Genomic DNA, 17426 nt, shown 5'->3' on the forward strand with positions numbered 1-17426 from the left:
TTAAATCGATTTATGTGATATATGAGCTGAAAGGAATCCTGAATGAGCCTGCTGCTCATCAAGGACAAACCTCTTCCTCAACGGCTGGTGCTGGTGCCTGAACCGTTTCCGCTGGAGCTGCTGCTGGTGCGCTGACCGTGGATGACGATGAAGAAGAGGACGATGTCTTCGGTTGGGCAGGCTCAACTACTGGAGCAGCAGTCGCTTTAACGACCTCTGTAGTAGAGAAGGTAATCACCTTTTTGGTAGGTGTCTCCGTTGCTTTGGCTACAGGTGCCGCGGTTTCCTTAGGCTGTGCAGATACGACAGGAGCGGCGGTCGGTTGAGCGGCTTTAGCCGTTACATTTGCTTTGGGAGCTGCCGTAGGCGCAGCCGATGGAACCGGTGTAGCTGTTTGAGTTTGCGTTTTGACAGTCGCAGCTACCGTGGTTGTAGTTGTAGCTACCTTAGCGGTCTCCACGGCTGGAGCGACGGTCGCCTTAGGCTGAGTTTCACCCACCGCTGGAGCTGCTGAGGCAACAATCTTCTCCCCAGAATCAACGGTTACGTCTGGAGCAGCAGTCGCTTTTGCGGAGACAGTCTCCACGGCTGGAGCTGAAGATTCCGGTTGAACCGTTTCTGTAACAGGAGCCGAAGTGGCTTCTGCCTGAACAACGACTACGGCTGCAGAAGTAGCTACAGATGCCGCTGCTGCAGAAACGGATACTGCTGTATTACTGCTTGCTTCAATGGATGCTGCCTCTGCTGTCTTTTTATTAGCGGATACTGCAGCATACGTCAGTGCGGAAAAGACGACAGTTGCAGCAACCAAAGATATCGTAAGTTTTTTCATAATGTGTACCATCCTTTTCAAATAAAATAAGATTCAACACGGTACGTATTACGTACCTGTTGAATCTCTGGCTGTCCAGTCGATCCATGCCACTTCACTACATTTTCGCATCTTACCTCCATTACCTCTCCCTTCTCTAAAATAAAAAAGAGACTCAACGAGACGCAGATTACGCGTCTTTCGTTGAATCTCCGGCTGTCCAGTCGATTCCAATTGGTCTAACAATTAAGTTCCATATTATTCATGCTACAGTCCCTTGTCAATCAATTTTTATTTTTCACATGGTTTTTATCGGGATTAATTATTTTTAACATATTATTACATTGACTTTACTATAAATTCTATATAGATTGATCTCAATAGGATTAATCACATTAAAAAACTAGGTTTAAGGGGGTATTGGTAGTGAACATAGATAACAACTTGTTATCCGCCATCGAAACGAACTGGTATGGATTTGTTGCTTCCATATTTGTTTTTGCAATTTTGTTTCTACTGGCACGTAAACGAATCGGGTTTGGTACTCGGGTACTCATCGGACTTGGCATCGGACTTATTGCCGGAATATTCTTTCAATACTTCGATTTAGAGACCAAAGCTATCAGTACATTCGGCAGCATTTATGTAAGCTTGATTCGCATGCTCGTCATTCCTTTAGTCTTCATACTCGTATTGAACAGCATTTCTTCCTTAACTAATCTGGAGTATCTACGTAAAATAGGGATCAAAACCTTCGCCTGGTTCCTCGGTACGACGGGTATTGCTTCTATTATCGGCCTATCCGTGGCATTGCTGTTCAATCCCGGCCAAGGGATTCAGCAGGATGTACCCGCAGATTTCGCTGCTCGGGAAATTCCGACCTTCTCACAGGTTATTCTAGATCTCGTTCCATCTAACCCTGTGAATGAAGCAGCTACGGGAAAAGTTGTGCCTCTGCTCATTTTCGCTATCTTCCTAGCAGTAGCTATCATCAAGATTGGTTCTAAGAAACCAGAAGCCGTGAAACCTGTACGTGATCTTATTGAGTCATTGACACTGATACTGCATCAGGTCGTGAAATTCATTATTCGCCTGACACCTTACGGCGTATTCGCACTGATTGCCGGAATTACTGCTCGGTATGGCTGGGAAACGCTGCAGGAGCTGGGCAGTGTTATTATCACCTCATATGTAGCAATGATTATACATTTTGTGCTTATCTTTGGCGGGTTGGTTCTATTGGTAGCGAAAGTGAACCCAATTCGTTTCTTCCGCAAAATATATCCAACCATTACTGTTGCCTTCACAACCAGAAGCAGCTACGCAACACTTCCTGTCAATCTTGAAGTCATTACGAAGCGTCTGCATGTCTCCCCACGGATCGCGAGCTTTATCGCCCCATTAGGAGCATCGGTCAACTTTAATGCTTGCGGCGGGATTTGGCCGGCAATTGTGGCTGTGTTTACCGCCCAAGTATTCGGTATTGATCTGAACTGGACGGACTACATTACGCTGGTCTTAGTAAGTATTATCTCTTCTATTGGTGTAGCTGGCGTACCTGGACCAGCCGTAATCTCCACTACGGTAGTATTAACCGCTCTTGGTCTGCCGCTTGAAGGAATCGCTATCGTTGCAGGTGTAGAAGCGCTCATCGATATGGGTCGTACCGCTGTAAATGCAACGGGAACAGCTGTAACCGCGTTGTTGGTCGCAAATTCAGAAGGTGAATTTGACCGCGAAGCCTTTAATAGCAATGACGACGAAGATGATATTCTAGTGGGTACAGTTTAAACGCTGAACACGCAAGCAAAACGCCTTTCTTATATTTTAAAAACCTCCGGCATCTGCTTATAGCAGAAAGCCGGAGGTTTTTTTGTAGATTCATATAAGATTCAGCTATTACTGCATGCTAATTCTTTGGCGTTGTTTAGCTGAAGCAAGGCAGGTTTCAACCAGCCGCATACTTAGCACTGGATCCTCCGGTGCAATGAGTCTCTTTCCTGTGAACACAGCAGCTGCAAAATCATCCACCTGCCGAATGTACGGATTAGCCCCTGTGGCATCAACCCGTCTCATCTCATCGCCAGTGTACACAAAGAATTCCGCATCCTCGTCTCTAGCGTTGAAAGGCATAGGCACCTCAATTCGTCCCTCAGTCCCAAGAATCTCCAAGAGCTGGCGGTTATATGCCCACATACCGCAATCAAAGATCAAGCTTAAACCATTTGGAAACTCTACCAGCCCTGAAGCCATCATATCTACATTATCATGCTCAGGGGAGAACTTCGCATGCACGGTCACAGCTTCCGGCTCCGTCCCAAACAAAAGTCGTGCTGCACTTAATGGATAACAGCCCACATCATAAAGCGAGCCGCCGCCCCAAGCCGATTTAAAACGAATATTTGAAGTGTCTGTAGCATCATTGTAAGTAAATGTACCTCGAATCGAGCGTAATTCTCCGATTTCACCGCTAGCGATAATGTCCTGGAGTTCAGCAATCCGTGGATGATGCCGATACATGTATGCCTCTGCTAAGTGGACGCCTGCATCGTTGCATGCTTTCACCATCTCTGCAGCCTCTGCACTGTTCAGCGCGATCGGTTTCTCACACAACACATGCTTACCCGCTTCTGCCGCACGGATCACCCATTCTCGATGAAGATGATTCGGGAGCGGAACATACACCGCATCGATTTCTTTATCTGCAAGTAACTCTTCATAACTGCCATATGCTTTCTCTATTCCGAACTCTGCGGCTACAGCGCTGCTTTTTTCCAAGCCACGACTCGCTATCGCCTTAATCATTCCCGAATCTGAATTCATGATAGCTGGCATCACTGAACCTGTCGCAATCTGCGCACAGCCTATGATCCCCCAGCGAAGTTTTTGCACCATAACGGCACACCTCTTCCCTTGGTCTAGTTACTATACTTTAAGACACCTTATCATAAAATGAAACGCAGCACTAATCAAAGAGAACAGTCAGAACGCAAAAAAAGCAGCACCCAAAGGAGCCTCGACTCCGATAGACACTGCTTTTTAATTCGATGGAGAAGCTACATGATCATATTTAACAGGACAGCCGCACCAAGCACAACCATACGTGCCGTGCTCATCAACACAAAATTTTTGACGGCAAGAATAAAGGTACTCGCCTTCTCCTGCTTCTGTGTGAACAAATAGATATTTCGGTGCAAGGGGATCAGTGTAAGTAGAATCGCCAAGACAAGAATAGGGTTAACCCCCAAGATCAGCAACACTACAAGATCCAGATAAGAGACATAGTAAAGATATTTAAACAGCAAGAGCGCATTGCGGCGGCCAATATAGACCGGAAGCGTGTACCTGCGGTTCTCCATATCTTCATCAATATCACAGATATTATTAGCGAGCATAATCCCTGCAATCCCTAAAATGGCGGGAACAGAGAACCAGAACAGGTATAGCACTTCCACAATGTTAATATTCAGGCTGACCCAGCCGTTCTGAAGCAGCAGCGACACCACATGCTCGTCGGTATGGATATAAGCAGAGATAAAAATAATAACAAAACCCATAAACAAACCTGAGAACAGTTCACCTAACGGCATCCGCGAGATCGGAATCGGTCCGAACGAATAAAGGATACCTATTAAGAACGACAGTCCACCCAGCAAAAAGACCAGCAAACCTGTCTGAGTAACAAGGGCGATCCCTCCCCCTGCAGCCAACACTAGCAAAATAACAATGGTCGCCACGACGGTGCTCTCTTTTAGCTTAAAATGTACAATTGCATTATGCGTTTCATAGCCATAGCCGTGGGTTTTGGAAGCTTTTTTAAAATCGTAATAGTTGTTAATCGCTGTCGTTGCCATATCAAAACTTAGTAAGGAAACGAACATCAAACCAAAACGCAACACATAAAAATCCTCAAACCGGTACAGGGCATACAGCGTCCCCATTAGGAAGGGGATCATACTGGCTACTTTTGTCGGCAACTCCACAAATCTTAGAAAGCTTTTAATATTCACACCATACACCCTTATTTATCAATTGAGCCTGCAAGGTATTACTGTTCAGTCGTTGTAATCTTTACTGGGGACCATTCAGCAATAACCGTTTGTCCATGCACAGACACGCTACCCTCAGGACTCAGATCCTTCTCTGTCATAATTCCGAGCGCCACTGTAAAGTTGTTGAATTTGAGCGGAATATTTTTCTCGCGGCGTACCTCTTTGCCATTCAAATAGAATACAGCCTCATCCTTGCCACGGTGGTACGTAATGCGGTAGGTATTAAATTCACGTGGCTGGAAATCCGTATCTTCTTTAAAGATGCAGAAATATTTCGTTCCTTTGCTCTCTGGTACTTGTACGCCCGGGAACGGCAGAATACCATATACACTAGCATATTTATCATTTCCCGCAAAAAAGTCTAACGCCGCACCTGTCGTAAAATCAAGCAAGTTCAGCGATACATAACCGTCGTACAAGTCTCCAGGTGCTGTTCCTTGTGTGCGGCAACGAATTTGAAGCTCGAAGCTAATCTCTCCAGCCTCAGGAATTTCCACTGGCTCCGCGGAGTAATACATATGCTTAGCATTGTCTAGAATTTGCACTTGATGATTCTCACGAGATAATTTGGCACGTACATACAAGGTATCATTACGAACAATAACTACCGCTTCCGGTTCACGATAAGCCCAGAACGATCCATCAGGCAGTGTAAATCCACCTGTTTTCCAAACCTTTCCTTCTTCTAAAATAGAGTGGAAGTCTCCAAGCACCATTTGGTTACTTTTAGCGTTTGGTTCTTCCTTCATCAATTCCTTGTCCTTCTTTTCCATGAAAGCTCACTCCTTCTGTATGTTAATTATTAGTACAAGCAAAAACGCCTTCAGCGTCCCTAATGGACGGTAAGCGTTTATGCGAGAAATATAAGGATAATGTATAACGTGAAATCTATATATTCTTATACTTTTAGAATAATCCTTGAATTAGTAATGCTGCTGCCATCACTACACCGCAACGCACGGAGGCCTTTTGTGAAGCACCCATGAGTGGGATATAGGCTGGCGAAGCATTATGTGGCTTCAGTTCACGATAAATACGAATCGGCCAGAAAGCTGTAACTAGCGCCAAAAGCGCATAAACTGGAAGTACGCCCATCAGCACACAGACCACCACAGAGGCGTAACCAGTGAAGAGAAGTACACGCGAAAATACAAGTGCCTTCTGCTCCCCCCACACTACAACAAGCGTAAGCTTTCCAGCCTGCTCATCCGCTTTCCAATGTAGGAAATGGTGATTAAACAACAATAAGGTAGTTAAAAATCCAACTGGCAACGAAAGAATAACAGGCTTCATGCTGAATTGACCCGTTTGTACGAAATAAGAGCCCAATACCGGCATAATACCAAAAGCAATAAAGATGGCCAGCTCACTGTACCCTTTGCCTCGATATCCATAACGCAGTGGCGGAGCCACATAGAAATAAGCGATTAAAGCACCTACAAGTACAAACCAGAGGATATTCCAACCGCTATATATACTAAGGATTCCACCGCAGATGAGTGCAATCCCCAGCATACTCCAGGTCATCCTTGCATAAAAAGACTCCGAGAGGATTCCACCTGTCAGTAGCCCGGAGTTTGTGCTGATTTCACCAGCGGAATTCTTTGCTTCTGTATCGGTTCCGTTGCGGAAATCCCACAGATCATTCACCATATTGGAGAATAAATGCGCCGAAATTGCCCCTATTAAGGTAAGAATAAATAAAACCGGATGGAATGCCCCTTCCCATACATATGCCCCAACCGTACCCAAAACAATCGGGATGAGCATAACAGAGAAACTCCAAAACCGGGTCGCCTTGGTAAATAATGTCCATTTGTTCACTTCAAGCTTACCGCCTTTTTCATTTGATTTGATAATAATTATCACTGACTATTATACATCAATTTTCGATAGATTGTGAAGATTATCACTGCATATAATGTCTAATCTTGACATAATAACTCCGTTTGTTCGGCTAAAGGATATATTAATAGATGATAAACGTGTAAATACCCTCTTATTGGACATAAGACCACCCTTTCTCAACAAAAAATGAGTGTTGTTTTATAGGCAAGCCCATACCGATATGATATGATAGGCAAGCCTATGAACAGCGCTCCCTGAGTGCTGTTTTTAAGAGCGTAAAACTATATATAATAATGGAGGCTTTTACTGTCATGTCAGCGCAATCCCCTAACACCCAATCTGTCAAAATCGTCACCGCAGACCCTAGCGCCATCGGGCTATTCGGACTGGCTATTGTCACATTGGTTGCTTCTTCGCAGAAGCTTGAGTTTACAACAGGACTTAGCTACGTCATTCCTTGGGCTATCTTCCTGGGAGCATTCGCTCAACTATTTGCCGCAATTCAAGATGCTAAGCACAACAACACCTTTGGTATGACCGCCTTTGGCGCCTACGCTTTCTTTTGGTTCGGCATGGCTAGCAGCTGGCTGATCAAGCTCGGCGTATTCGGCCCAACGCTTGCAGAGGCTGTAGATCCTAAGCAGCTCGGATTTGTATTTCTGGGTTATTTGATCTTTACAATCTTTATGACCATTGGTGCGGTTGAGGCTAATAGAGTTTTGCTTATCATTTTTGTATTGATAGATTTCCTTTTTATTGGACTAACCTTCGATTCCTTTGGTATCGCTCCAGAATTCTTTCATAAGCTTGCTGCTTGCGCCGAACTTGGAATTGGTATCGTATCCTTATACGGATGTGGCGCTTCTGTGCTAAACGCTCATTTTGGACGCACTTTCTTACCGATCGGAGCTCCGCTAGGTATTTTCAAGAAATAATAATTCACCTTTTTTGAATCCTAACTTTTGCAAGCTGAAAGGATGCCTGAGACTATGCATGTCCTATCCTCTTCTGAATTAGCCGTAACCGCTATATTTGCGCTTATTCTCGCAGTTATTGCCTATTTGATCATTCGGAACATCCCAAAGATGACTGGTGATATCCCGGCTTTTCGCAAAAGAACACTGGTTTGGACCCAGGTTTCGCTTGTACTAACCGTACTTCAGCTGAACTTCAAAGCAGGTGACTGGCGATTTTCTATCGTTCTTGGACTCATCGTATTATTTACCGGAAGCATTTGGCTTTCCGCCCGTTACCATGACATCCGCAGCACCTTAGATCCAGAATCCAAAGATTCTGAAGCACATTAGTAGAAGCTAGGTAACAAAATAAAGGTGATGAAGCTCCCGTAAGGGGGCTTTTTTTTGTGAATTCGGAAGGTCCCTTCGCATACTTCTCCCCTCCATAACCATACTAATGACATTCTAAGCTAAAACGCCTTCGGCGTCCTCTTAAGGACGGTAAGCGTTTATGCGAGAATTATAAGGATAACGTATTTCGTGATACTTATACTTTCTTATAATTCAAAATATGTAACGGGAGGCCTATGCAGGTGAGTAAAAAAATAAATCTTCTGATGTTCAGCGGAGAATACGACAAAGCCATGGCAGGACTGATTCTAGCGAATGCTGCGAGAGATATTGATGTAGAGGTTACGATGTTTTTCTCTTTCTGGGGTTTGTTTCTAGTACGTGATCCGGAGAAGATGACGCTAGAGGATAAGAGTATTTATGAGAAGCTGATGGATGTCATTACGCCAAAAGGTCCTAACCAGCTGCCACTCTCCCATTTGAATTTCAGCGGGCTGGGCCGGATGATGTTAGAAGAAATGATGGAGGAGCAAGGTGCGCCGAAGCTGATCCATTTTCTAAAAGGGGCTCGTAAGAAAAACATCAAGTTCTATGCCTGCAAGCTCTCCGTCGAGATTATGGGCTTTAAAACAGAGGAGCTACTGCCAGAGGTCGAGATTATAGATGCTGCGTCGTATTTAAAAGATGCACTAGAAAGCGATGTTCAATTATTTATTTAAATGAATCAACTAGGCTTTAACCCAATTCCCCAAGCAAGCATATACTGGTGGCATAGAAACTACTGGTACGCCGATAACACACTTATAACCTTAGAATAGACGGTGTACGGGCTGGAGGGAAATCCGTGCTAAACATCATCCACGCCTCTTCTGCAGAGACGCCCGCTTCACTACAAAACCATTTCGAGACTTTTCGTGAGTACACCATTGGTATTCGGCATCAGATCACCACTCCCTATGGTAGACAGCCACTGCTGTATGCCGATTGGACTGCAAGCGGACGCTTATATGAACCGATTGAGCGGAAGCTTCAGGAAGCCTTCGGTCCATATGTTAGTAATCCACATACAGACTCCAACATGACCGGATTAACCATGACACTGGCTTATAATGAAGCACGACAAATTATTAAAAAGCATGTAAATGCTGGCCCCCAGGACATCCTGCTCTACTGCGGAAATGGAACAACGGGAGCCGTAAACAAGCTCCAGCGTATCATGGGCTTAAGGCTCCCTGAATGGCTTCAGGACTATAGCTCCCATTCGATGGAGGAGCGTCCTGTGATCTTCACCAGCCATATGGAGCATCATTCCAATATCCTTCCCTGGCAGGAGGGGATTGGTGACGTCGTGACTGTTCCTCCCGGAGAAAATGGAAATATAGATCTTCAGCAGCTTGAAGCCCAGTTGAAATTGTATCAGCATCGCCGCTGGAAAATCGGTTCATTTACGGCTTGCTCCAATGTAACCGGAATTCAGACTCCCTACCAGAAGCTTGCCGCGATTATGCACCGTCACGGAGGCCTTTGTTTTGTAGATTTTGCCGCCAGTGCTCCTTATGAGCCTATCGATATGCATCCTGTCTCACCACTGGAGAAGCTGGATGCAATCTTTTTTTCTCCGCATAAATTTCTGGGTGGACCGGGCACGAATGGCGTTCTAATTTTTGATAAGGCTCTAAGTAATGGTCGTATTCCTGACGAACCGGGTGGAGGTACAGTGGCTTGGGTCAATCCTTGGGGAGGACGCCGCTACACCAATGAAATAGAGATGCGGGAAGACGGGGGAACGCCGGGGTTTCTGCAAGCTTTTCGGACAGCACTTTGCGTGAAGCTAAAGGACCAGATGAATGGAAACGGTCAATATATGGTGATTAGAGAGCATGAGCTATGCCAGCAATTAATGAACGGGCTCCGTAGCATACCCGAATGCTCGCTGCTAGCTGGAGATCATACAGAACGACATGGCATTGTCTCTTTTACACTACGTGATATTCATTATAATCTTGCAGTTCAACTATTGAATGACCGCTTTGGTATACAAGCCCGGGGGGGCTGCTCCTGTGCGGGTCCATATGGGCATTACCTGCTTGGATTAGGATGGGCGCAATCTTCTCAGATCGCTGAGGCAATTACTGTAGGAGACCAGTCGCTTAGACCAGGTTGGATCCGCATCTCTCTACACCCTATTATGACGAATCAGGAGGTAGAGAGAATTGTATCCGCTGTACAAAGTATCGCAATCCATTTCCAGCAATGGAAACAGGACTATTTTTATGACGCTTCCACGAACAGTTGGACCCATATCTACGAGGAGAATCCAGCCGAGGCGAAGGTTAAGGAGCTTTTTTCTGTGTAGGCCCCAGCTTATTGTGTGGAACCCTTCACCATATCCAGATCAGCAGCACTGGCGTTGGAGATGACTTGCTCTACATTTTTACAACCTGGAATTACACTGGTTACCGCGGAATGCTGAAGGCACCACGCCAGAGCCCACTGCGCCATATCGAGACCAGAAGGCACTTCGTTCGCTGCAATCTCAGCTACAGCGCGTAGCTGTTTTTGTCTTACATCTTCTTTATGATTAGCTCGCACATCACCCTGACCAAACACCGCATCCGGCTTATACTTGCCGCTTAAATAACCACTCGCCAACGGAACACGCGCCAACACACCCAATTTATGCTCGATGCAGAGCGGAAGAATCTCTTCCTCAGGTTGACGATCCAGCCGGTTATATACTACTTGTATGGCCTCTGCTTGAACATCCGCTGCTGCAGAGGTCTGATGTACACCCGAGCCTGATGCACTTATCGAGACACCTAAATGACGGATTTTTCCTGCCTGCTTCTGTCTGTCGAGCATACTCCACAGCTTGTCATTATCGAATTGTTCATCTGTGCCCGAGTGGAATTGATAAAGGTCAATGTATTCTGTCTGGAGTGCACGCAATGAATCATCTAGCTGCTTAAGTACATCCTCAGCACGCCATAACTGTTCCCTCTGCAAATGTCCCTGAAAATGATGTCCGAATTTCGTAGCCACAATCCAGTCTTCTCGTTTCCGGCGAGCCAGATAGCCCCCGATGAACTTCTCTGATAAGTGGTCTCCATAACATTCAGCCGTATCAATCAAATTAATACCCAGCTCTCCTGCCTTATCCAGCATGGCATCAACTTCAACCTGAGTGAAATCCTTGCCCCACTCTCCACCGAACTGCCAAGTACCCAAGCCGATCACTGATACATTCATTCCTGTACTGCCAAGCTTACGATATTTCATCCTCATTTCCTCCTTCGTTCTATTTAAATAGTTGATTCGCAATACTAAGCGCTCTTATTTCCATCCTGTACGGTTCTAGCGAATCGCGCCTCGATGGCTTTAACACCCCATAGTGACAGGCCAATAAATGCCAACACATAGAGGATCTCCCACGGCTGGCGGATGAACCGTTCCAGATCATTTCCAATATATGAAACCGCAAATACCATGATCGCTTTCCCTACAGTGAGCGCTAGGAGATACGACCGAAACCTCATACCAGCCAGACCAGCAGCCATATTAATTACAACGAAGGGCCCTACCGGAAATATACTAAGCAGAAAAACATAGCTGAATCCACTTTGCCGCACCCATGTCATGCTTTTGGCTACTTTGGGGCGCTCAGCCCATTTTCGCAGATAACGATGGGACGCCACTTTGCGAATAATCCAAAATGTAGTCACACAGCCCGCAACCAGGCCGATCCAAGAATACAAAAAACCTAACCATAACCCATATACTGCTCCATTTAACCCTACGATCGCAATCGTTGGTAGTGGTGGTATAAATGATTTCATAAACGTCAATGCAATGCCCGGAAAGGGCCCAAACGAACGATATTGTTCAAGCAGATGCCGCAGATTATCCTCTGTCAGCCAAGACATAATATCAAGAAAGTACATAACCAGCTGATCTCCTCATCCGATTGGAATTCTTAACACCTGGTCTCAATTATACACGAAGTTGCGAGCATTCCTACTACATGAATGACAGTGAGTAAATCGTCAGTTACCATAGATAAAAAGTATATATGAGACAGGGGCGTATGGTTATGATCATCCATTCAGAAGCCATGGTTTTACAACGTACCACTGTGCAGGATTTAGCGTTCGTTCTAGCCATTGAACAAAGCGAAATAAACCGCGTCTATATCGGTCAATGGACTAAAGCGGAACACGCTGCAACCCTCCAAGACCCAAATATTCTACATCTTACAGTTTGGGACAGTTCAGGAAAAAGAGTCGGTTATATCATCATTACAGGACTTCAAGACACTCATCTTACCGTTTGTATTAAAAGAATCGTCATCCATTCCAAGGGGTTTGGGTATGGTAAGCTGTCGCTTTGTCTCGTGACCGACTGGATCTTTCGCCACACTGAATCACATCGCCTATGGTTAGATGTTAGAGACCACAACCACAGAGCACGCCATGTCTATGAAAGCTGTGGCTTTACACTGGAAGGTACTCTACGTGACTGTATAAAAGTAGGGGAACACTTTGAATCTCTGCATATCATGTCCATATTACGGCATGAGTATATGGAGCATGAACAGAAGCTGTAAATTAGATAAAGGACTAGATATAGGGAAAGTCTCCCTATATCTAGGTCTTACAAGAGATAAAAACCAATATAAAGGGAATAGCTCCCTTTTATTTACCGGAATCGTTCAATATCAGGGATATCATAGTGATTTATAGGGAGGTATTCCCTTTAATATCTATTTCATAACCGTAATCGGCTAAATATACGGAGATTTTCCCTATAATCGTCCTCCCAGAGCAATTACGCAAAATAACGTCACATTTTCAGCACCCGCTTTACAATGACACAACAAAAAGCCGAGCACCAAGCTCCCTAATCCAGAAGCTTACTACTCGGTTTTCAACTCATACACCTCAAACCTCTCCACTGTAACAACCGGTCTGCTCACCTGCCTCCATCTGCCCTGCAACCACAAGAGTGGTCACGTACTTACGGGCATCCGCTGTCAGCAACAATAACTCTATTGTGCTTTTGGCAGGTTCTCCTCTAACAAACTTTATTCGGGCACCGTCCAAGTCCTCTTGGATACTGGCAATGGTATATCCTTTAAAGAGCAGCCCGTCGATCTCTTGCTGTTCTTTGACATATTCCGCATAAGCAGACACTAGACTACACCTCCGCTAATTTCTGCCTTGGACGGAAGGGGAGCCTCCGCTGCAAAACGCTTGCGTTTTAAATATTTTCCCGAGCCCGCCTTGCCAACAAATTGCTTGTCGCGAATCACAAACTCACCTCTACTGAGGACAGAAACGGGCTCTCCCTTTACTTCAAAGCCTTCAAACGCATTATAATCGACGTTCATATGATGCGTGTCCGCAGAGAGTGTTCGTTCTACAGCTGGATCAAAAATAACCAAGTCAGCGTCGCTGCCTACTGCTACTGTGCCTTTTTGCGGGTACAATCCAAACAGCTTGGCACTGGAGGTCGAAATAATATCCACGAATTTATTTAACGAGATCCGCCCCTTCTGCACACCTTCCGAATAAAGAATCGTAAACCGATCCTCGATGGTCGGTCCACCGTTCGGGATTTTGGAGAAGTCGCCAAGTCCCAGATCCTTTTGCCCTTTGAAATCAAAGGAGCACTGATCCGAGCCAATCGTCTGCAAGCTGCCGCTCCACAGCGCATCCCATAACACATCCTGATTCCACTGCTCACGCAGCGGCGGAGACCATACGTATTTGGCACCTTCGAAATTTGGCTTCTCTAGCGCCGTCTGATCCAGAACTAAATACTGCGGACAAGTCTCGCCGTAAACACGCAGTCCTTTTTTACGTGCTTCAGCAATCTTCCAAGCAGCTTCTGCACAGGTCACATGTACAACATACAGCTGTGAATCCGTCAGCTCGGTCAAATAAGCCGCACGCCCCGTAGCTTCACCCTCCAGCTCTGGCGGACGAGTCAGCGCATGAAAGATCGGATCGGTGTTGCCTGCAGCCAAAGCCTGCTCCACCAAATATTCAATGACATCCCCATTCTCCGCATGCACCATTACGAGCGCGCCTTCTTTTTTCGCGGCTTGCAGTGTCTTAAAAAGTGTACCGTCATCCGCCTGAAAAGTGTTCTTATAGGCCATAAATACCTTAAGTGAGGTAATGCCTTCATTCTCAATAATCTTCGGAAGCTCGCCCAGTACTTTATCGTTTAATTCTGAGACCATCAGGTGGAAGCTGTAATCAATCACCGCTTTATCCTGCGACTTATGATGCCATGTATCTACGGCTTGCTGTAGCGGTTGTCCTTTGGTGGTTAAGCAAAAATCAATGACTGTGGTCGTTCCGCCATATGCAGCCGCAATAGTTCCCGTCTCGAAATCATCGGCTGTAACTGTGCCGCCAAAAGGCATATCCAGATGCGTATGAGGATCGATGCCTCCAGGAAAAACATAACACCCAGAGGCATCTATAATCTCCGCACCCGGGACCTCTAGATGAAGGCCAATCGCTGTAATAACCCCGTTTTCAATCGCCACATCGCCTGTATACGTATCTGCTGCGGTAACGATGATGCCATTTTTAATAATCTTCTTCATCCTTATCCCACCTCCACTTCTGAATAAGAGCCATTTAAGCTACCGATCACCTTCTGACGCTCATTCCAAGTCAGAGGGGCAACCCCAGTGTCTACTGGAACCATATCGATCGCGCCGTCTGCTGGACAGACAATAGAACAAAGATTACAACCTACACAGTCCTCCTCACGAACCTGTAAAATAGCTTTCCCATCTGCATTAGTTAACATATCAATACATTGATGTGAAGCATCTTCGCAAGCAATATGGCATTTATTGCAGTTGATACAGTTCTCCTCATGAATGCGGGCAACGACCTTATAGTTGAGATCCAGATCGCCCCAATTGGAGTATCGGGTTACCGATTTGCCGATTAGTTCAGTTACGGAAGCCAGCCCTTTGTCATCCAAATAGTTATTCAGCCCATCGATCATTTCCTCCACAATCCGGAAGCCATGATGCATGACCGCGGTACATACTTGAATGCCCGTAGCGCCCATAAGCATGAACTCCACAACATCCTGCCAGGTAGAAATTCCTCCAATGCCGGAGATTGGAATACCTACTCCCCGGTCACGAGCACACTCAGCCACCATGCTAAGCGCAATAGGCTTCACAGCCGGGCCGCAATAACCGCCATGAGCGCCCTGACCCCCAACATTCGGAATCGTATTCCAGCTATGAATATCTACGCCTGCAAGACTGTTGATAGTGTTGATCATACTAATCGCATCCGCTCCACCCTTAACGGCATGACGGGCAACGACGGTGATATCGGTAATGTTGGGTGTCAGTTTTACTATCACCGGGGTGGTCGCCACTTCTTTTACCCAAGTGGTCTGCGCCTGCACCAGATCTGGTTGCTGCCCCGAAGCAGCGCCCATTCCCCGCTCAGCCATACCATGCGGACAGCCAAAGTTAAGCTCTAGGCCATCTACGCCCACATCTTCTACCCGCTTAACAATCTCATGCCATTTATACTGTGAAGGTTCTACCATCAGGGAGGCGATAATCGCATGATTCGGGAATCTTTTCTTCGTTTCGTAGATTTCCTTCAGATTGACCTCAAGCGGACGGTCGGTGATCAATTCGATATTGTTAAAGCCCGCAACCCGCTGCCCATTGAAGTTCACTGCCGCAAACCGCGATGAAGTATTAATAATCGGATCACCGAGCGTCTTCCACACCGCCCCGCCCCATCCTGCTTCAAAGGCCCGCTGCACTTGATAGCCTGTATTCGTAGGCGGCGCGGAAGCCAGCCAGAATGGATTCGGTGATTTGATTCCTGCGAGATCAATACTTAAATCTGCCATTGATGTTCCCTCCCTGTCTTATAAAATCCAATTTAATTCCTAAGCTCAGCCCACAGATCTAACGGCAGGCTCCTGCAGGCCTGAGAACTGTTTTACAATTGCATAGGCTGCGTCTTTTCCCTGCTGGGCTGCTGATACTACCATGGCCTCCCCTTTGCCTGAACCAAATATGATATCGCCAGCAGCATAAATTTGCGGATCAGAGGTTCTACAGGTGGCCTCCTCCACCCTCACAACCCCGCGATCATGCGCAAGACCTAAAGAATCGATCAGATCTAGGCGACGCTTTTGACCAATAGCTATTACAACCGCATCTACCGGAATCAAGAACTCCGAACCCTCTATCGGCATAGGCACTGGGCGTCCATCCTTGCCCGGCTCCTCTGTCAGCTTCATCTGCACACATTCCAGTGCGGTTACATTCCCAAGCTCATCACCCACGATACGCTTCGGCAAAGTAAGCCAGTTAAACTCCACACCCTCCTGCTTCGCAAATTCATATTCAAAATCGTAAGCCGTCATCTCTTCGCGGGTCCGCCTATAGATCATTTTTACATTTGTGGCTCCCAGACGCACTGAGCATGTAGCCGCATCAATAGCTGTATTGCCCGCACCAATAACTGCGACCCGCTGGCCCATCAGCTCTAGCAGAGGAATGGCGGTCTTTGTGGATTCCACGAGGGCAATGGCATCATAGACGCCAGCCAATTTTTCACCTTCAATTCCTAACGGAGGTACATAACCCATGCCTGCTGCCAAGACGATGGCATCATAGCCCGATTTCAACTCTTCTACAGAGACATCTGCTCCGACTTTTACACCTGTACGTATTTCCACACCCAGCTTCTCTACCTGCTCTACTTCCCAAAGAGAGATTGACTGTGGAAGCCGAAACGACACAATCCCATGTGTATCCAGTCCACCAGCCAGTTCCTTGGCTTCGTAAATTACAACAGCAAAGCCCTCACGGGCAAGCTCCCTAGCCGCAGACAACCCCGCAGGACCGCCGCCGATTACAGCTACCTTTTTCCCATTAGGAATGCCTGCTTTAAATAATTGAACTCCGCTGTTCATCGCCCAATCTGTCGCATAACGCTGTAACAATCCGATTTGGATCGGCGCCGAGGCATCATTTAACACACAAGCTCCTTCGCATAGTTCATCTGTAGGACAAACGCGGGCACAGCTGGCACCCACAGGATTGGAATCCATAATCGTCTGTGCCGAGCCCTTCAAATTGTCAGTCGCAATCCGTTTGATAAAGGAGGGGATATTAATACTGGTCGGACAAGCTTGTATGCAAGGGGCATCGTAGCAATATAGACAGCGATTAGCCTCATCCATAGCACCCTTATAGGTCAGAGGCGGCTCAGCCTCGGCAAAGTTACGCATGAACATCTCTGGTGTAAATGCTGTTAACGGAGAAGAATGCTCCATCACTAGTTCCTCCTTATGGATAATTCTCATCTTTGTGTTATATAACATAACATATTTTCCATT

At 46.2% G+C, this 17426-nt stretch carries 18 protein-coding genes; 6 read left to right on the plus strand and 12 right to left on the minus strand.

Annotated elements, in window-relative coordinates; all coding sequences use genetic code 11:
* Nucleotides 1–58: 58 nt before the first annotated feature.
* Both MHB64_RS29070 and MHB64_RS29075 read right to left on the minus strand, forming a co-directional pair.
* A complete protein-coding gene (locus MHB64_RS29070; protein ID WP_341135922.1) occupies nucleotides 59–832 on the minus strand; it encodes a hypothetical protein in 774 nt (257 codons plus the stop codon).
* 48 nt (nucleotides 833–880) lie between these two features.
* Entirely contained in the window at nucleotides 881–1057 is a 177-nt protein-coding gene (locus MHB64_RS29075; protein WP_341135923.1) for a hypothetical protein, read from the minus strand.
* A gap of 186 nt (nucleotides 1058–1243) precedes the next feature.
* Here MHB64_RS29075 and MHB64_RS29080 point away from each other — a divergent pair, with 186 nt between their 5' ends.
* Complete coding sequence (locus MHB64_RS29080) at nucleotides 1244–2602, plus strand: dicarboxylate/amino acid:cation symporter (RefSeq protein ID WP_094877356.1); 1359 nt, start codon at nucleotides 1244–1246, stop codon at nucleotides 2600–2602.
* A 108-nt stretch (nucleotides 2603–2710) separates the two neighbouring features.
* On the opposite strand, the gene MHB64_RS29085 is transcribed toward MHB64_RS29080, so the two are convergent.
* The 4 genes from MHB64_RS29085 to MHB64_RS29100 all read right to left on the minus strand — a co-directional run bounded on the left by MHB64_RS29085 (nucleotide 2711) and on the right by MHB64_RS29100 (nucleotide 6732).
* Nucleotides 2711–3706 (minus strand): Gfo/Idh/MocA family protein, encoded by a 996-nt coding sequence (locus MHB64_RS29085; RefSeq protein ID WP_094877353.1) that lies wholly within the window; start codon nucleotides 3704–3706, stop codon nucleotides 2711–2713.
* 161 nt (nucleotides 3707–3867) lie between these two features.
* Nucleotides 3868–4821, minus strand: coding sequence for a 1,4-dihydroxy-2-naphthoate polyprenyltransferase (locus MHB64_RS29090; protein ID WP_094872046.1), 954 nt, complete (start codon nucleotides 4819–4821; stop codon nucleotides 3868–3870).
* 38 nt (nucleotides 4822–4859) lie between these two features.
* A complete protein-coding gene (locus tag MHB64_RS29095; protein WP_256989907.1) occupies nucleotides 4860–5636 on the minus strand; it encodes a DUF6081 family protein in 777 nt (258 codons plus the stop codon).
* A gap of 133 nt (nucleotides 5637–5769) precedes the next feature.
* Nucleotides 5770–6732, minus strand: a complete 963-nt coding sequence (locus MHB64_RS29100) for a prenyltransferase (RefSeq protein ID WP_341135924.1) — start codon at nucleotides 6730–6732, stop codon at nucleotides 5770–5772.
* Nucleotides 6733–7022: 290 nt separating this feature from the next.
* Here MHB64_RS29100 and MHB64_RS29105 point away from each other — a divergent pair, with 290 nt between their 5' ends.
* The 4 genes from MHB64_RS29105 (at nucleotide 7023) to MHB64_RS29120 (ending at nucleotide 10374) form a co-directional block, all read left to right on the plus strand.
* Nucleotides 7023–7646 carry an acetate uptake transporter gene (locus MHB64_RS29105; RefSeq protein ID WP_042192624.1) on the plus strand — a complete coding sequence of 208 codons (624 nt, stop codon included), beginning with the start codon at nucleotides 7023–7025 and terminating at the stop codon, nucleotides 7644–7646.
* Between the two features lie 54 nt (nucleotides 7647–7700).
* Nucleotides 7701–8018, plus strand: coding sequence for a hypothetical protein (locus tag MHB64_RS29110; RefSeq protein ID WP_094877300.1), 318 nt, complete (start codon nucleotides 7701–7703; stop codon nucleotides 8016–8018).
* Nucleotides 8019–8260: 242 nt separating this feature from the next.
* Nucleotides 8261–8737 carry a DsrE/DsrF/DrsH-like family protein gene (locus tag MHB64_RS29115; RefSeq protein ID WP_094868316.1) on the plus strand — a complete coding sequence of 159 codons (477 nt, stop codon included), beginning with the start codon at nucleotides 8261–8263 and terminating at the stop codon, nucleotides 8735–8737.
* Between the two features lie 125 nt (nucleotides 8738–8862).
* Nucleotides 8863–10374 carry an aminotransferase class V-fold PLP-dependent enzyme gene (locus MHB64_RS29120; RefSeq protein WP_341135925.1) on the plus strand — a complete coding sequence of 504 codons (1512 nt, stop codon included), beginning with the start codon at nucleotides 8863–8865 and terminating at the stop codon, nucleotides 10372–10374.
* An 8-nt stretch (nucleotides 10375–10382) separates the two neighbouring features.
* Here the strand turns inward: MHB64_RS29120 and MHB64_RS29125 are convergent, their stop codons facing one another.
* Nucleotides 10383–11297, minus strand: coding sequence for an aldo/keto reductase (locus MHB64_RS29125; RefSeq protein ID WP_094868318.1), 915 nt, complete (start codon nucleotides 11295–11297; stop codon nucleotides 10383–10385).
* A gap of 44 nt (nucleotides 11298–11341) precedes the next feature.
* On the minus strand, nucleotides 11342–11959 hold the full coding sequence (locus MHB64_RS29130) for a TVP38/TMEM64 family protein (RefSeq protein WP_094868319.1): 618 nt from the start codon (nucleotides 11957–11959) through the stop codon (nucleotides 11342–11344).
* 149 nt (nucleotides 11960–12108) lie between these two features.
* Between MHB64_RS29130 and MHB64_RS29135 the strand changes: the two genes are divergently transcribed.
* Nucleotides 12109–12621 (plus strand): GNAT family N-acetyltransferase, encoded by a 513-nt coding sequence (locus MHB64_RS29135; RefSeq protein WP_341135926.1) that lies wholly within the window; start codon nucleotides 12109–12111, stop codon nucleotides 12619–12621.
* Nucleotides 12622–12955: 334 nt separating this feature from the next.
* Here MHB64_RS29135 and MHB64_RS29140 read toward each other — a convergent pair whose 3' ends face one another.
* Genes MHB64_RS29140 through MHB64_RS29155 form a run of 4 tightly spaced genes read right to left on the minus strand, consistent with a single transcriptional unit; the run spans nucleotide 12956 to nucleotide 17363 of the window.
* Nucleotides 12956–13207 carry a hypothetical protein gene (locus MHB64_RS29140; RefSeq protein WP_094868321.1) on the minus strand — a complete coding sequence of 84 codons (252 nt, stop codon included), beginning with the start codon at nucleotides 13205–13207 and terminating at the stop codon, nucleotides 12956–12958.
* Nucleotides 13207–14634: a dihydropyrimidinase gene (hydA, locus tag MHB64_RS29145; protein WP_094868322.1), complete on the minus strand. Its 1428-nt coding sequence runs from the start codon at nucleotides 14632–14634 to the stop codon at nucleotides 13207–13209. Before hydA ends, MHB64_RS29140 begins: the two co-directional genes overlap by 1 nt.
* 2 nt (nucleotides 14635–14636) lie before the next feature.
* Nucleotides 14637–15926 carry an NAD-dependent dihydropyrimidine dehydrogenase subunit PreA gene (preA, locus tag MHB64_RS29150; protein WP_094868323.1) on the minus strand — a complete coding sequence of 430 codons (1290 nt, stop codon included), beginning with the start codon at nucleotides 15924–15926 and terminating at the stop codon, nucleotides 14637–14639.
* Nucleotides 15927–15971: 45 nt separating this feature from the next.
* Complete coding sequence (locus MHB64_RS29155; protein ID WP_341135927.1) at nucleotides 15972–17363, minus strand: NAD(P)-dependent oxidoreductase; 1392 nt, start codon at nucleotides 17361–17363, stop codon at nucleotides 15972–15974.
* Nucleotides 17364–17426 lie beyond the last annotated feature (63 nt).

This window comes from Paenibacillus sp. FSL K6-2859, from assembly GCF_038008265.1.
Lineage (GTDB): Bacteria > Bacillota > Bacilli > Paenibacillales > Paenibacillaceae > Paenibacillus_AQ > Paenibacillus_AQ nitricinens.

Bases quoted from the DNA above. Each gene is read 5' to 3' on its own strand.
- MHB64_RS29070 (WP_341135922.1), bottom strand. From the start codon at position 832: ATGAAAAAACTTACGATATCTTTGGTTGCTGCAACTGTCGTCTTTTCC.
- MHB64_RS29085 (WP_094877353.1), bottom strand. From the start codon at position 3,706: ATGGTGCAAAAACTTCGCTGGGGGATCATAGGCTGTGCGCAGATTGCG.
- MHB64_RS29095 (WP_256989907.1), bottom strand. From the start codon at position 5,636: ATGGAAAAGAAGGACAAGGAATTGATGAAGGAAGAACCAAACGCTAAA.
- MHB64_RS29105 (WP_042192624.1), top strand. From the start codon at position 7,023: ATGTCAGCGCAATCCCCTAACACCCAATCTGTCAAAATCGTCACCGCA.
- MHB64_RS29110 (WP_094877300.1), top strand. From the start codon at position 7,701: ATGCATGTCCTATCCTCTTCTGAATTAGCCGTAACCGCTATATTTGCG.
- MHB64_RS29125 (WP_094868318.1), bottom strand. From the start codon at position 11,297: ATGAAATATCGTAAGCTTGGCAGTACAGGAATGAATGTATCAGTGATC.
- MHB64_RS29130 (WP_094868319.1), bottom strand. From the start codon at position 11,959: ATGTACTTTCTTGATATTATGTCTTGGCTGACAGAGGATAATCTGCGG.
- MHB64_RS29135 (WP_341135926.1), top strand. From the start codon at position 12,109: ATGATCATCCATTCAGAAGCCATGGTTTTACAACGTACCACTGTGCAG.
- hydA (WP_094868322.1), bottom strand. From the start codon at position 14,634: ATGAAGAAGATTATTAAAAATGGCATCATCGTTACCGCAGCAGATACG.
- preA (WP_094868323.1), bottom strand. From the start codon at position 15,926: ATGGCAGATTTAAGTATTGATCTCGCAGGAATCAAATCACCGAATCCA.
- MHB64_RS29155 (WP_341135927.1), bottom strand. From the start codon at position 17,363: ATGGAGCATTCTTCTCCGTTAACAGCATTTACACCAGAGATGTTCATG.